Consider the following 14,556-nt stretch of genomic DNA (forward strand, 5'->3'; position numbering starts at 1 on the left):
CGCCAACGACGGCAACGGGGTCACGATCAATCTGAACTACACCGACGGCACCGGCACCAGCGGCGGGTTTGCTGCCGGCGACAAGTTCAATGGCATCGAGAACGTGACCGGTACGCAATACGACGATACGTTCTTTGCCAGTGCCGTGGCCAACAAGTTCGACGGCGGCACCAGCACGTCCGCCTCGCACAACAGAGTCAATTACTCGGCTTCAAATGCCGGTGTCATAGTTGATCTGGTCCTGAATGTCGGCGGCGACGCAATCAACGGTACGACCAGTTATGCCAACGGCGATACCTACCTCAATATTCAGGATGCGACCGGCAGTAATTTCGCCGATATTTTTATCGCTAGTGCGGCCGCCAACAGATTCGACGGCGGCAGCGGCAGCGACACGGTCAGCTATGCCAAGGCAAATGACGGCGTTGGCGTCACGGTCGATCTGACCAATGGCGTCGGAACCGGCGGGTTTGCTCAAGGCGATACTTACACCAGTATCGAAAACGCCATCGGCACCAACTGGGACGATACCTTCATCGCCAGTACCGATAGCAACTTCTTCGATGGCGGTCTGGGTTCCAATACCGTCAGTTACGCCAATCGCGGCGTTTCAGTGACTGTTGATCTGTCGACCGCGACTGGAACCGGCGGCGGCGCAGCGGCCGGCGATACTTACGTCAATATCCAGAATGTGATTGGCGGTAGCGGTGCCGATACGCTGACGGGCTACGGTGTGGTCGGGGTCAAATCTGTACTGACCGGCGGCAACGGCGGCGACATTCTGGCCGGGGTGCAAGCCAACCGCGCCTACACCTACGCCAGCTATGCCGGTTCAGGCGCCGGCGTGACGGTTGATCTCACCAGCACGACAGGCGTCGGCACCACCGGCGGCGATGCTACCGGCGACCAGTTACGCTTTATCGATAATCTGATTGGCAGTAGTTTCAGCGACACCTTCATTGCCAATGACCAGGCCAATAGCTTCGACGGCGGCGCCGGTGGCCTCGATACCGTGAGCTATGCGGCATCCGCCAGCCCGGTCACGGTCGATCTGTCTACTGCCGGTTTTGTCGGCGTGGGCGGATACGCTGCAGGCGATACGTATGTCCGCATTTCCAACGTCATCGGTACCGGCGGCAACGATGTGCTGACCGGCGCCAACAGCAATCGCTCGGAACTGATCGGCGGCGCCGGCGCCGACGATCTGCATGCGGCAACGGGTAACGTATCAAACACCTATGCCAGCTATCGCTATTCGAGCAGCGGCGTCACGGTTGACTTTGTGCAGGCCAAGGGGCTGGCGGGCGATGCGCTCAACGATACACTCAACAACATCGTCAACGTGGTCGGTTCCGGCAGCAACGACCTGTTCTACGCCAGCTCCGCGGCCAACAAGTTTGAAGGCAACGGCGGCAGCGATACGGTGGATTACCACTATTCGGCAGCCGGCGTCACAGTCGACTTGTACGACGGCACTTTTACCTCGGGCGGCTACGCGCAGGGCGATACCTATAACGCCATCGCCAATGTGGTCGGCACCGGGCAGAACGATACGTTTTATGCGACGGCGGCAGCCAACAGTTTCAACGGCGGCACAGGCGGTTCGGATACCGTGAATTACTCGCACTCCGGCGTGGGCGTGAAGGTCAATCTGGATACAGGCTTCGGCAGCGACGCGGTGACCGGCGTGACCAGCTTTGCCAATGGCGACACCTACACCAACATCCAGAACGTCGTGGGTTCGTCCGGCAATGATTATTTCATCGCCAGCAGCGCCGCCAATGCGTTCACGGGCGGCGGCGGCAACGATACCGTCAGCTACGAAAGCGCGACCGGCAGCGGCTTTACCGCGAGCCTCACTTCCGGCACCGGGAGTGGCAGCGGCAGTTATGCCGCAGGCGATACCTATGCCGGCATCTCCAATCTGGTCGGCAGCCAGAACGTGGACAGCCACCTGATCGGCAACAGCGGCGCCAACATATTGACCGCCCAGGGCAGCGGCACGACCAACATCCTGGAAGGCATGGGGGCCGGCAGCGGCACCGACGTCTACAACGCGCTGCTGGGCGGCAGCAACACGCTGACGGCCGGCAGCGGTACCAACATCTTCAACGTCAGCGCCGCCGGACTGGACGGCATTTTCAATCAGACCACGCATTCATCCAATCTGGTCAGCGCCAACGGCAGCGCCGGCAATACCACGCTGCACTTCGACAATCTGGGAAATACACTGACGCTGAGCAATTTCTCCAGCAAGGTGAGCGGCATTACTACCTTGGATATCTCGACCAGCACGAATACCAACGTACTGATCACTACCCAGGACATCGTCTCGCTGGCGCAGACCTCAAACCATCTGCTGACCATCAAGATGACCGCGACCGAGAGCTTGCAGATCACCAACGGCAGCAACTACAAGATTCTCGGTACCGGCGATTACGTGTTTTACAGCGATGCCGCGCTGAGTAACGAGGTGGCGCGTATTCACATCCAGCTGGCGGCCTGACGCGCCGAACAATATGGCATGAGGCACGCACCTGCAGTCGTGTGCTTCAGCGCCCCAGCTCCTGCTCCAGAAAACGCCAGATGCCGGGGTCGCTCATGGTGGCGACGTTGAAGCGCATCTTGGTCGATGGCAGCTGGTTGGGCGAAAACAGGCTGCCCGGCGCCAGCAAAAAGCCTTGCGTCATGGCTTTTTCGGTCAGCACATTGGTGTCGCAGCCGGCATCGGCCCAGATGAACATGCCGCAGGGCAGCGGATTGCCGACATCCATGCCGATCTTTTCCAGTTGCCGGATCACCTTGTCGCGCGCGCTGTTGAGGCGGCCGCGCAGGCGCTCGGTGTGCTTGCGATAATGGCCTTCAGAGAGAACCTTGTAGGCCACACGCTCGCCGATTTCGGAGGTGGTGAGGGTCGACAGCATTTTACGGTCGGCCAGATGGCGCGCCAGTTCCGGCGAGGTGGCGATGAAGCCGACGCGCAGATTGGCCGACAGCGTCTTTGAAAATCCCCCCAGATAAATCACCCGGTGCAACTGGTCGAGCGCGGCGATGCGGGTTGCGGCCTGTACCGCCGCACCCGGGTGCATGTCGCAATAGATGTCGTCTTCGACGATGATGAAGTCGTGTTCCTCGGCGATGCGCAGCACCTGAAACGCCTTGGCCGCCGACATCGAGGTCGAGGTCGGATTGTGCAGCACCGAGTTGAGCACATACAGGCGCGGCTTGTGCAGCGCGGCCAGCTCCGTCAGTTTGGCAATGTCCGGGCCGTCGGCCAGACGCGGAATGCCGACCACCTTGGCGCCCATCGCGGCGAAGGAACCGAACATCAGGAACCAGGCCGGATCATCGACGAAGATGACGTCGCCGGGGCGCAGAAAGTGGCGCGCCACGATGTCCAGCGCCTGCGTCACGCCGGCCGTCATTACGATCTGTTCCGGCGCGGCAGCGATTTCCAGTTCAGCCAGCTTTAGCTGCAACTGATGACGCAACGGCAGGAAGCCCTGCGGCGTGCCGTAGCCCAATAGCAGCGACTGGTTTTCACGGCTGATGGCGCGCAGGCCGTTGGCAATCAGATCGCCGTCCAGCCAGTCCGCCGGCAGCAGTCCGCCGCCTGGCATTTTTTGCGGCGGCATCTGGCGGAACATGTTGCGCACCAGCCAGACCACATCCAATTGTTGTGGCGCCGCTTCGGCCTGGCTGAGGCCGTTTGCCTGCGCCGTCACCGTGTCCTTGACGGCAATGCCGCCCATCGGCGAGCGTTCACGCACGTAAAAACCAGAGCCGCGGCGCGACTCCAGAAAACCCTTGGCGACCAGCCGATCGTAAGCGTCCACCACGGTAAAACGCGACACCGCATGCAGATCTGCAAACTGGCGGATCGAAGGCATGCGCGCCCCGGTGCGCAAGAGCTTGTCGTCAATGCGCGACTGGATGGTGCGCACAATCTGATCCACCAGAGAGTCGCCGCTTTCGCGCGACAGCAGCGGCCAGGCGCTGGCAGACAGAGGCAGGGCGCTAGTTTGTGTGGAAGTAAGTGTATTGGTCATTTTGCCGTGACAATATAAAAGCTTATTTGATTAATTGTATAGGTACTGTACCGGTTCTGTCGATTAGCATCTTCATCAATCCGGTGTCTTTGTGTGGTTGGTGCAAGCAGATGCCGGTTCATTCACGACCTTGATGAAAAGAGAACGCCATGACCGCTGCCCTCCATGACCTGCTGCCGAACCGCACCGAAATTGAAACTGCTGCGCGCACCGTCTATGCGGCCATGCAGGCGACGCCGCAGTATTCGTGGCCGTTGCTCAATCAGGCGCTCGGGACCGAGTTGTGGGTCAAGCATGAGAATCACGCACCGACCGGCGCCTTCAAGGTGCGCGGCGGCCTGGTGTACATGGAAAAACTGAGCCGCGAACAGCCGCAGCTGCGCGGCGTGATTTCCGCCACACGCGGCAATCACGGGCAATCGGTCGGTCTGGCGGCGCGCCGTTTCGGCGTGCAAGCCAGCATCGTGGTCCCGCAAGGCAACAGCCGCGAAAAGAATGCAGCGATGAGCGCCCTGGGCGTGTCGTTGATCGAGCATGGCAAGGAATTTCAGGAGAGCCGCGAACACGCCGCGCAACTGGCGCGCGAACGCCAGTTGCACATGATTCCATCCTTCCATCGCGATCTGGTCGGCGGCGTCGCCAGTTACTGGATGGAGTTGTTGAGCGCGCAGCCGGATCTGGATGTGCTGCTGGTGCCGGTCGGCCAGGGCTCAGGCATGTGCGCAGCAGTGGCGGCGCGCAATGCGCTGGGTCTGCGTACCAGCATCATCGGCGTGGTGTCGGCGCATGCGCTGGCTTACAAATTGTCCTTCGAACAGCGCATCAAGCTGGAGTCGCCGGTGACCACGCTGATCGCCGACGGCATGGCCTGTCGCGTGCCGGATGAGGCCTCGCTGGCGGTGATGCAGTCGCAGGTGGACGAAGTACTGGCGGTCACCGATGACGAAGTCGCGGATGCCATGAAGCTGTATTTCACCGCCACCCACAACGTGGCGGAAGGCGCAGGCGCTGCGGCGCTGGCGGCAGCCTTGCAGATTCGCGGCCGTCTGCGCGGCAAGAAGGTCGGCGTCACGCTCTCGGGCGGCAATGTCGATCACGACATGTTCGCCGACATTCTGCGCCGGCCGGCACGGGAATATGCGGATTCCGCCTGCAGCAACGGCGGCGCCGGCGATGAGTCACGGCTACAGCAGCGGAGGGCGGCATGAAGAGCTTGAATCAGACCTTTTCTTCTGAAGCGACAGGCCTGGAGGCGGCCGGTTTGCGCGCCGGTCAGGTGGATCAGGTTTCCTTGCTGAAGCTGTCCAGTGGTCGGGTATGGGTCACGCAGCAGGGTCGCGCCGAAGATTTCTGGCTGGACGGCGGCGACACGCTGGTGCTGCTGCCGGGCAGTCTGATCGTGATCGAAGCCGCCGGCGCCAGTCGCTTGCAGATCGAGCCCATCGTGCTGAATTCCACCGTCGGCTTGCTGCAATCGGCGGGGCGCATGCTGGACGGCGCGGCTGCATTGAGCGTGCGGCATGTGGCGCGTCAGTTACGGCGTACTGCGCGCGCGCTGGCAGGTGTATCGGCCTGGGCCATGCATCTGGGGCGCTGAAATGGAGATCCTGTTTTCACTGGTGCCGCTGATGAGTTTTGCCTTCGTGTCGTCCATTACGCCGGGGCCGAACAACATCATGCTGACTTCGTCGGGTATCTGGTTCGGCTTCGCGCGTTCGATTCCGCACATGCTGGGCATCACCTTCGGTTTCGGCGTGCTGCTGGCAGTGTGCGCTGCCGGCATCGGCAGCCTGGTGATCGCGGTGCCGGCGATCCATGTGCTGCTCAAGGTGCTGGGTTCCGGCTATCTGCTGTATCTGGCCTGGAAGCTGCGCGACATGGGTTTCAGTGAGCGCCTGGAGTCCGGCGTGCGGCCGATGTCGTTCTGGGGCGCGGCGGTGTTTCAGTTCGCCAACCCCAAGGCCTGGGTCATGGCGATTACCGGCGCCTCCGCCTTCCTGCCATTGATGCAGCCGGTGTGGCTGGCGATCGCCATTTACTGCCTGATCTTTTGCGCCATCAATTTGCCGTGCATCTCAGTCTGGACCGGCGCCGGCGCAGTGCTGCGCCGCTATCTGAATCAGCCGCTGTGGCGTACCGTTTTCACCGCGACCATGGTGCTGCTGACGGTGTATTCGGCCTTGGCGATCTGGCTGTAGATTTGCGTTCCGCGTGGTCTGAAAGCGCGGCAGAAAAAGAGATAAGAGACAAGTACAGGGGAAGAAATAATGCAGGCGCATGCAAACAGTATCGGCAGTAACAAGGAGTCGCGCGGCATGTGGCTGGGACTGGCCGGCGTTGCCGTGTTCAGCCTGACCTTGCCGTTCACGCGGATCGCCGTGGCCGAGTTGCATCCGGCCTTCGTCGCTTTCGGACGCGCGGTGGTGGCGGCGCTGTGTTCGATCCTGCTGCTATGGCAGATGAAGGCGCCGCGCCCGACGCGGGTGCAGGTCAAGGCTTTGCTGATCACGGCACTGGGCGTGGTGGTTGGCTTTCCTCTGTTTTCATCGATTGCCATGCGCTATGTGCCGGCCTCGCACGGCGCGGTGGTGCTGGGCGTGCTGCCGCTGGCCACCGCCGTATTCGGCGCCTTGCGTTTCGGCGAGCGGCCTTCCTTGGGATTCTGGCTGGCGGCGCTGGCCGGCAGCGGCATTGTGATCGCGTTTGCCCTGCGTCAGGGCGGCGGCCATTTTCATGCGGCCGATTTCGCGCTGTTCGCAGCCGTGATCGCGGCCGCCATGGGCTATGCCGAAGGCGGGCGCCTGTCGCAAAGCATGGGCGGGCAGCAGGTGATCGCCTGGGCGCTGGTGCTGTCTTTGCCAGTCATGTTGCCGGCCTCGCTGTGGCTGGCCTGGGAATACGGCGTGAGCGCTTCGCCGCAGGCCTGGCTGGCCTTCTCTTATGTTTCGCTGTTTTCGATGTTCATCGGATTTTTCTTCTGGTACAAGGGCCTGGCGCTGGGCGGCATCGCGCGCGTCGGCCAGGTGCAATTGTTGCAACCTTTCATGACCTTGCTGGGCGCGGCGCTGATTGCCGGCGAGGTGCTGGATGCGAGCAATCTTCTGTTCGCGGCGGCGGTGATTGCCGTGGTGGCCATCGGACGGCGCATGGCGGTAAGGCGCTGAGCATTAAAAACGTCGTTGAAATGCATTGCGAGCAGCCCGCCAGCCGCATTAGTCGGGCTAAAACTCCGGATATTTGAGATAATCACGATCTAATTTTTTAACGCGCACCGGACGGCCGGCAACCCCGGAACCATGGTGCAATGCAAAGCGAGGAGTACTGCATGTCTGTCTATGAAAAGCTGAAAGCCCTCAACATCGAATTGCCGGCTGTCGCGGCGCCTGCTGCCGCCTACGTCATGTATGCGCAGACCGGCAACACCGTGTTCCTGTCCGGCCACCTGGCCAAGAAAGACGGCAAGGTATGGGTCGGCCAGCTGGGACGCGACATCGGTACCGATGATGCAAAAATTGCAGCACGCGGCGTAGCGGTCGACCTGATCGCAACTCTGCAGGCAGCTTGCGGCGGCGACCTGACCCGGGTCAAGCGCATCGTCAAGCTGATGAGCCTGGTCAATTCGACCGGCGAATTTACTGAACACCATCTGGTGACGAACGGCGCTTCCGAACTGATCGGCGAAATTTTCGGCGAACAGGGCAAGCATGCGCGCTCGGCGTTTGGCGTGGCGCAACTGCCGATGGGCGCTTGCGTCGAGATCGAAATGATCGCCGAAATCGCATAAGGACTTTACGCCGCGCGCAGCAACTATCGTCCCTGGCCACGCCGGGGCGGCATTGCACCGATGCGCCAACGCACTGACGAACAAGAACTGACATGGCCGCAAGGCGGCCATTACTATTTCAGGCAGAACCCATGAAACTCGAAAATCCAAGCCAGCTGCAATGGCAGTTTTCCCACCGTGCCGAACAGATGCAAAGCTCGGCCATCCGCGAAATCCTGAAGATCACCATGCGTCCGGACATCACGTCCTTCGCCGGCGGTCTGCCTTCGCCTGCGACCTTCCCGGTCGAACACATGAAAACCGCGTTTGATCGCGTGCTGACTCAGCAAGGCAAGGTTGCCCTGCAATACGGTCCGACCGACGGCTATCTGCCGCTGCGTCAATGGGTCGCCGATTCGCTGTCGACCGATGGCGCCAAGATTGTGCCGGAACAGGTGCTGATGGTGTCCGGTTCCCAGCAAGGCCTGGATCTGCTGGGCAAGGTGCTGGTCGATGAAGGCAGCAAGGTACTGGTTGAAACACCCAGCTATCTGGGCGCGCTGCAAGCTTTCGCGCTGTACGGCGCACAGTTTGAATCGGTGCCGAGCGACGAAAACGGTCTGCTGCCGGAAACCCTGGACGGCATCGCCCAGGGCGCGCGCATGCTGTATTCGCTGCCGAACTTCCAGAACCCCACCGGCCGCACCTTGCCGCTGGAACGCCGCATCAAGCTGGTGGAAACCTGTGCCCGTCTTGGCCTGCCGCTGATCGAAGACGATCCATACGGCGCGCTGAGCTATCGCAATGCGCCGCTGCAAAAGATGCTGACCATGAATCCGTCCGGCGTGATTTACATGGGTTCCTTCTCCAAGGTGCTGACGCCGGGTATCCGCCTCGGTTACGTGGTGGCGCCGACGCCGCTGATCCAGAAGATGGAACAGGCCAAGCAGGCGACCGACCTGCACACCGCGCAGCTGACGCAGATGGTGGTGTACGAAGCGATCAAGGACGGTTTCCTCGAGCAGCACGTGCCGACCATCCGCAAGCTGTACGGCGATCAGTGCGAAGCCATGCTGGGCGCGCTGCAAGACTTCTTCCCGGCCGGCTGCAGCTGGAGCAAGCCGGAAGGCGGCATGTTCGTCTGGGTCACGCTGCCCAAGCAGATCGACACCGGTACTTTGCTGGCCGAAGCCGTTGAAAAGATCAAGGTGGCCTTCGTGCCGGGCGCGCCGTTCTTCGCCAACACGCCGGAGCGCAACACCATGCGCCTGAGCTTCGTCACCGTGCCGCCGGCGCAGATCCGCGTCGGCATCGAAGCACTGGGCAAGCTGATCGCTTCCAAGCTGTAAGCGGTAAGCGACGATGCGCATAGACCAACTGCCATTCGGCACCACCGACTGGAGCACCATCGAGGCCACCGAGCACCCGGGTATCACCGGCAAGGCGCTGTGGCGCACTTGCAAGTTCGGCGATATCCGGGTGCGCATGGTGGAATACACACCCGGCTATCTGGCCGATCACTGGTGCGTGAAGGGGCATATCCTGCTGTGTCTGGAAGGCGAATTGCTGACCGAACTGGAAGATGGCCGCACCTTCATGCTCAAGCCCGGCGTCAGTTATCAGGTGGCGGACAATGCGGAACCGCATCGTTCTTCGACGACTATCGGCGCCAAGCTGTTCATCGTGGATTGATGTTTCACAGACAGGGTTGCACACCAGCACTTCCCGTAAAGCCCGCATCTTCCGATGCGGGCTTTTTCTTTGGGGCAAGAATCTGATTTCCAAACCGCCTCATTGCCGCGATGATTTTTCGTCTCGCCCATAAATACGAGTTCGTCACCATGCCGAAGCCTGATATGCAGCGTGTTGTCAGTGATACGTCAGTATTTGCAAGGGGTACGGCATGGATCATGCCGTCGCCGCTCTCATCCCTATGGCGAGCATTGCCGAGCCGCACGAAGTAAGACCCGAAAACTCCCTTTATTTGTCGCATTTGACCGCCCGCGGTACTTTGTAAAGTTCTGTCTTTACAAAAAATGGCGTGATGTTAAGCATCGCGCCCGGGTGCGTGTCGGCCCATCCGCAGACAGGGGTGTCATGAAGGGATTCAGTTTGAAGGTCATCGCCGCCGCAGCGGCGATGCTGGCATGTTCGTACGCACAGGCATACGAGCCGCATACCATCAACGATGCCAATGGCGTGCCGATCTTCGAGGCGCGCTTTTATGCACCGGGCGATGGCGCTTATATGGAGGATGAAAATGGTCGTCAATCCTCGCCGTTCGCGCTGTCGGAGATGTTCAAGCAGCAAGCGCTGGCCGGCTTGCAGCAGTGGGCCAATTACATCAAGGTAATACCGGGGCAGGCGCCGGCGGTGATCAACATCGGCAGCGAAAACAACAACGACAATGCGCATGCCTACAGCCCGTCGGTGCCCGGTCTGATCATCGCGCCGACACAGGTTCAGGCGGCGCTGCAGAATCTCGATCCGGGGGCGTTGGTCCTTGAAGCGCATGGCTTTGTGGGGATCGGCAATTTGCCGGTGAGCACCAATACCTACGTCCCGTCGCAGCTGCCGCGCAACGAGAGCGGCTGGGATTTGCCGGCAGTTGCCTTTCACGAGATCGGCCATGCGCTGGGCATCAGTTCATCAATCAGTGAAACCGCCCAGCCTTTCGGTTACCTTGCATACAAATTTAGCGACAACATCAATCAGTGGACCGCGCATCTGCGCGACGACAACGGCAATCCGGCGCAACCGGGGCAGGTGATCTGGTGCATGACCTGCCTCCAGGTGGCGACCGACAATGCCTTCGACGTGCGTCTGAATACCGGCTATTTCACCGGCGCTCATGTCAGCGAGGTGCTGGCCGGCTCCGGCATGCGCGGGATTCCGCTGAGCACCGGCACGGCGACCAACCCCGACCCGCCGTACATGTCGCACGTCGAGCTCAAGAACAGCCTGATGAGCCATCAGAACTATCGCAACTACACCACCTTCATGGAGGCCGAACTGGCGATCCTGCAGGACCTGGGCTATGACATCGACCGCCGCAACTTCTTCGGCTCCTCGGTCTACGGCGATGGCATCACCAAGTACAACGACGACGGCTTCTTTCAGCGCAACGCCGACGGCACCGACTATCTGCCCAATACCTACAATACCGCCACACTGGGCCTGGGCCTGCATGTCTACGGCAGCTACAACACCATCTATCAGCGCGCCGACCTGTTGTCGGCGGGGGCCGGCGGCGCCGGCATCCGGGTCGATGGCCAGGGCAACAACATCATCATCCTGCCGGGCACGCGGGTGTATGCCGATGGCGCCTATGGGCGCGGCGTGATGTTCACCTACGGCAAAAATCACAGCTTCACCCAGCGCGGCGATGTACAGGCGCTGGGCCTGCACGGCATTGCCGCCAGCTTCGACTTCGGCAACAACATACTCGGCAACGACAGCGATTACCGCGGCTCCTACATTTATGAGGGATCGCAAGCCACAGGAGCGATGCCGGACGAGCTGAACGGTCCGCTGGTCACGCGTTTCGACCTGACCGGCCGTCTGGCCGGCAGTGATGCGGCGATCTACATTTCGCGCAATGCCTACGTCGGCCAGATCAATGTGATGCGCGGCGCCTCGCTGCAGGGCGACATCCGCTCAGACTATGCGCAGGTGGACGGCGGCGGCGCGCAACGCCTGACGACGCTCAGCTTCGGCCTGCTGGCCGATGCCGACGGTCACGCCACTTCCGCCGCAGACGCCAGCTTCGCGCTGCGCTACGACGGCAATATCACCGGCATCAACAATCTGGCGCTGGCGTTTCAGGGCGGCGTGAGCCTGATCAACGGCGCCCATCAGGTGTATCAGGTCGACATTGAGCAGGGCGCGACGCTGGCCGGCAACAGCCGCTACCAGTTGAACAGCCTGGGCCATTTCATCAATCAGGGCACGCTGGCGCCTTTACCGGCAGGCGGCAACATCGGCATCGTCGGCAATTACGTGCAGACCGCCAGCGGGACCTTGCAGGTCGCGGTGTCGGGCGCGGGCGCCTACAGCAGCCTGCTGGTGAGCGGCAACGCCACGCTGGACGGCACGCTGACGATCGCGCCGGAACGCAGCTGGTTCGCCAACAATTTCAGCTTTACCACGGATCAATGGTTGCGCGCGACCAGCCTCACCGGCGCCTTCTCGGGCGTGACTGCGTTGCTGGCCTCGCCCACGCTGAGCGCCACTGCCTCCGCCGCAGGAGGGGAGTTCTACCGTATCGATGTCAGCCGCGCCGCGCGCGCGTATTCGCGTTATGCCACCGACGACAACACCGCAGAAGTCGGGGCGGTCATGGACACGCTGGCCGGCAACGCCCGTGGCGACATGCAATCGCTGGTGGCGGCGCTGGATTTTTCTGCCGCCGACGGCAGCGCCATTGCACCGGCCTTGCGGCAGTTGTCGCCGCTGGCCTACGGCGAAATGTTTTCCGGTGCGCTGCTGCGCGAGCGGCAGATCAGCAACATGGTGGCGCAGACGCGCGCGCCGGGGGCATCCGGTTTTGGCCCCGGGCAGCAATCGGGGCGCGACTGGCGCGCCTTCGCCATGCCCTTCGCCAGCGGCTACTGGCGTGGGCGCAGCAGTGCCGCCGCCGGCGCCAACGGCAATACCTACGGCATCGTGTTCGGGCTGGAGCGCGCCGCCAGCGAGCAAGATGCCTGGAGCCTGGGCTTGCACGGCGCCGTCAGCGGCCAGACCACCCGCGTCGATGGTCAGACCTCGGCGGCCGGCGACAGCACTGCGCTGGATGTCGGCGTGCATGCCGGTTTTGCCCCCGATCCGCAAGCCGGGCCGCATGCCTTCGCGCAAGCCCGCGTCGGCGTGGAAGAGGGGCGGCTGGAACGCCAGATCGCCTTCAACGGCTACCGCGCCATGCCGCGTGGCACCTGGACCGGCGCCGCAGCCACCGCCTCGCTGGGCGGCGGCTGGCGCTGGCGTCTGAGCGACGCGACCAGCGCCGGCCCCTTGCTCGGGATGGACTACACCACTCTGTACCGGCCGGCGGTCACCGAAAACAATAGCGATGGACCGGGCCTGCAGCTGGACCGCAATACTTTCCGTTCGCTGCGTACGCGTCTGGGCGGCGAACTGCGCACCGATTTTGTCTTGCCGTCGGGCCGCAGTTTCCGGGCCAATCTGCAGGCCAGCTGGAGCCGTGAAATGCTGGACAGATCGATTACCCAGAACGCCAGCTTCGCCGGGTATGCCGGCTCGGCCATGAGCAGTCGCAGCGAAGTGATTGCACGCGACAGTCTCGGCCTGCAGGCCGGCGTGTCCTATCGGGTGAAGGAGAACATGGTGGTGGATGCGCTTATGTCGACTACGCTGTGGCGCGGCGGGGATGCCGAGTTGACCGGAACAGTATCTGCTACCTGGCGCTTCTGAAAGGCGGGCGCTTGCCCCGTGGGAATCAGCGCCGCCGGCGTGTATGCCGGCGGCGCGTTTGTTCTTGCTATTCGTTCAGCTTGAGCGTCTCGCCATGCTTGATGGTGATGAAGGAATCAGGCGGCAGTCCGGCTTTTTTGACGGCCTCGCGCAATAGCACCGGCGGCTCGTCCAGTGGTTCGTCGGCCAGTTCGAAAGTGCCCCAGTGAATCCCGAAAGAGCGCTTGGCGTGCACGTCCTCATGAATCATCACCGCTTGCTCGGGATCGACGTGCTGAGTACGCATGAACCAGCGCGGCGCATAAGCGCCGATTGGGATCAGCGCCAGATCGAAGCCGCCGAAATACTCGCCGATATCGCGGAAATCCTTGGAGTAACCGGTATCGCCGGCAAAATAAATCGAGGCCGGCGGCATGAAGGGCTTCCGCGTCGCGCGTGAATGTTCAGGCGGCGCGACGCTGCGCAGCACCCAGCCGCCCCACAGGGTTTCGGAACGATCGAACAGCCCGCGTGCCGACCAGTGCGCCGCCGGCACAAAAAAGATATCGAGGTTCTCGATCGAGCTCTTGTCCCACCAGTCCAGCTCGCGCACATTGGTTACGCCGATCTGATTCATCCATTCGGCCACGCCCAGCGGCACCAGAAACAGCGGCGGGCCGCCCGGCTGCAGATTGAGCTGTTCAATGCTGGGCCTATCCAGATGGTCGTAATGGTTGTGTGAAATCACCACGATGTCGATATGCGGCAATTGTGAGATGACGGCAGGCAGCGGCGCCTTGCGCTTGGGCCCGACGAAAGAAAACGGCGACGCGCGTTCGGAGAACATCGGATCGGTCAGCACATTCTTGTTGCCGATCTGCAGCAGGGCAGTGGCATGCCCGATCCACGTCGCGCTGTTGACGGTGCGATTGTCCTTCAGCCATTCGAAATCGGGCCGCACCATCTCGAACTCATAATGATTGGCCGGCGGTTTGGGCAAGCCCTGCGTCAGGCGCTCCCATTGCCATTTCCAGAACGACGCGCGCGGCTCCTGCTGGTAGTTGTTGCGGAAGCCATCCGGTGTGCGATTGGACTTGCTCGGATCGTAGTATTTACTGGAGGAACAGCCGCCCAGCAGTAACAGTGTGGCAAGCGTGGCGCAGGCCAGCGCGCGCAGTCGTGCCTGATGAAGACGCGTGCGCGACAAGGCTGAGGCGGAAGCGGAAGTTGAGCCGGAGGGGGCGCTTAAGCGGGTTCGCATGAAAGAAGGCGGGCAGGCGCTGGCATGAAAAAATGGCAAGCTGCGTGCTGCAATTGAAAATAATAATGTTTGCC

General features: G+C 61.8%; 11 protein-coding genes. 9 read left to right on the plus strand and 2 right to left on the minus strand.

All coding sequences use genetic code 11. The features are described from left to right. A partial coding sequence (locus PQR62_RS15950; protein ID WP_408158976.1) for a beta strand repeat-containing protein occupies window positions 1-2,506 on the plus strand: 2,506 nt, incomplete at its 5' end. Between the two features lie 46 nt (window positions 2,507-2,552). On the opposite strand, the gene PQR62_RS15955 is transcribed toward PQR62_RS15950, so the two are convergent. Continuing rightward, the gene (locus PQR62_RS15955; protein ID WP_408158977.1) at window positions 2,553-4,049 is read right to left on the minus strand and encodes an aminotransferase-like domain-containing protein; all 1,497 of its coding nucleotides are present in this window, start codon (window positions 4,047-4,049) and stop codon (window positions 2,553-2,555) included. 149 nt (window positions 4,050-4,198) lie between these two features. Between PQR62_RS15955 and PQR62_RS15960 the strand changes: the two genes are divergently transcribed. The 8 genes from PQR62_RS15960 to PQR62_RS15995 all read left to right on the plus strand — a co-directional run bounded on the left by PQR62_RS15960 (window position 4,199) and on the right by PQR62_RS15995 (window position 13,242). Then, on the plus strand, window positions 4,199-5,257 hold the full coding sequence (locus PQR62_RS15960; protein WP_408158978.1) for a threonine dehydratase: 1,059 nt from the start codon (window positions 4,199-4,201) through the stop codon (window positions 5,255-5,257). Next, a complete protein-coding gene (locus PQR62_RS15965) occupies window positions 5,254-5,646 on the plus strand; it encodes a DUF2917 domain-containing protein (protein WP_408158979.1) in 393 nt (130 codons plus the stop codon). The genes PQR62_RS15960 and PQR62_RS15965 overlap by 4 nt, the downstream gene beginning before the upstream one ends. A 1-nt stretch (window position 5,647) precedes the next feature. Continuing rightward, window positions 5,648-6,247, plus strand: a complete 600-nt coding sequence (locus tag PQR62_RS15970) for a LysE family translocator (RefSeq protein ID WP_408158980.1) — start codon at window positions 5,648-5,650, stop codon at window positions 6,245-6,247. Between the two features lie 69 nt (window positions 6,248-6,316). Beyond that, on the plus strand, window positions 6,317-7,213 hold the full coding sequence (locus PQR62_RS15975; protein WP_408158981.1) for a DMT family transporter: 897 nt from the start codon (window positions 6,317-6,319) through the stop codon (window positions 7,211-7,213). A gap of 161 nt (window positions 7,214-7,374) precedes the next feature. Beyond that, entirely contained in the window at window positions 7,375-7,833 is a 459-nt protein-coding gene (locus PQR62_RS15980) for a RidA family protein (protein WP_408158982.1), read from the plus strand. A gap of 131 nt (window positions 7,834-7,964) precedes the next feature. Beyond that, the gene (locus tag PQR62_RS15985; RefSeq protein ID WP_408158983.1) at window positions 7,965-9,161 is read left to right on the plus strand and encodes an aminotransferase-like domain-containing protein; all 1,197 of its coding nucleotides are present in this window, start codon (window positions 7,965-7,967) and stop codon (window positions 9,159-9,161) included. A gap of 13 nt (window positions 9,162-9,174) precedes the next feature. Next, window positions 9,175-9,504, plus strand: a complete 330-nt coding sequence (locus PQR62_RS15990) for a DHCW motif cupin fold protein (protein WP_408158984.1) — start codon at window positions 9,175-9,177, stop codon at window positions 9,502-9,504. Window positions 9,505-9,909: 405 nt separating this feature from the next. Next, window positions 9,910-13,242, plus strand: a complete 3,333-nt coding sequence (locus PQR62_RS15995; RefSeq protein WP_408158985.1) for an autotransporter domain-containing protein — start codon at window positions 9,910-9,912, stop codon at window positions 13,240-13,242. A gap of 67 nt (window positions 13,243-13,309) precedes the next feature. Here PQR62_RS15995 and PQR62_RS16000 read toward each other — a convergent pair whose 3' ends face one another. Continuing rightward, window positions 13,310-14,482 carry an MBL fold metallo-hydrolase gene (locus tag PQR62_RS16000; protein WP_408158986.1) on the minus strand — a complete coding sequence of 391 codons (1,173 nt, stop codon included), beginning with the start codon at window positions 14,480-14,482 and terminating at the stop codon, window positions 13,310-13,312. Window positions 14,483-14,556 lie beyond the last annotated feature (74 nt).

The organism is Herbaspirillum lusitanum, from assembly GCF_046025995.1.
Taxonomy (GTDB): domain Bacteria; phylum Pseudomonadota; class Gammaproteobacteria; order Burkholderiales; family Burkholderiaceae_D; genus Herbaspirillum; species Herbaspirillum lusitanum_A.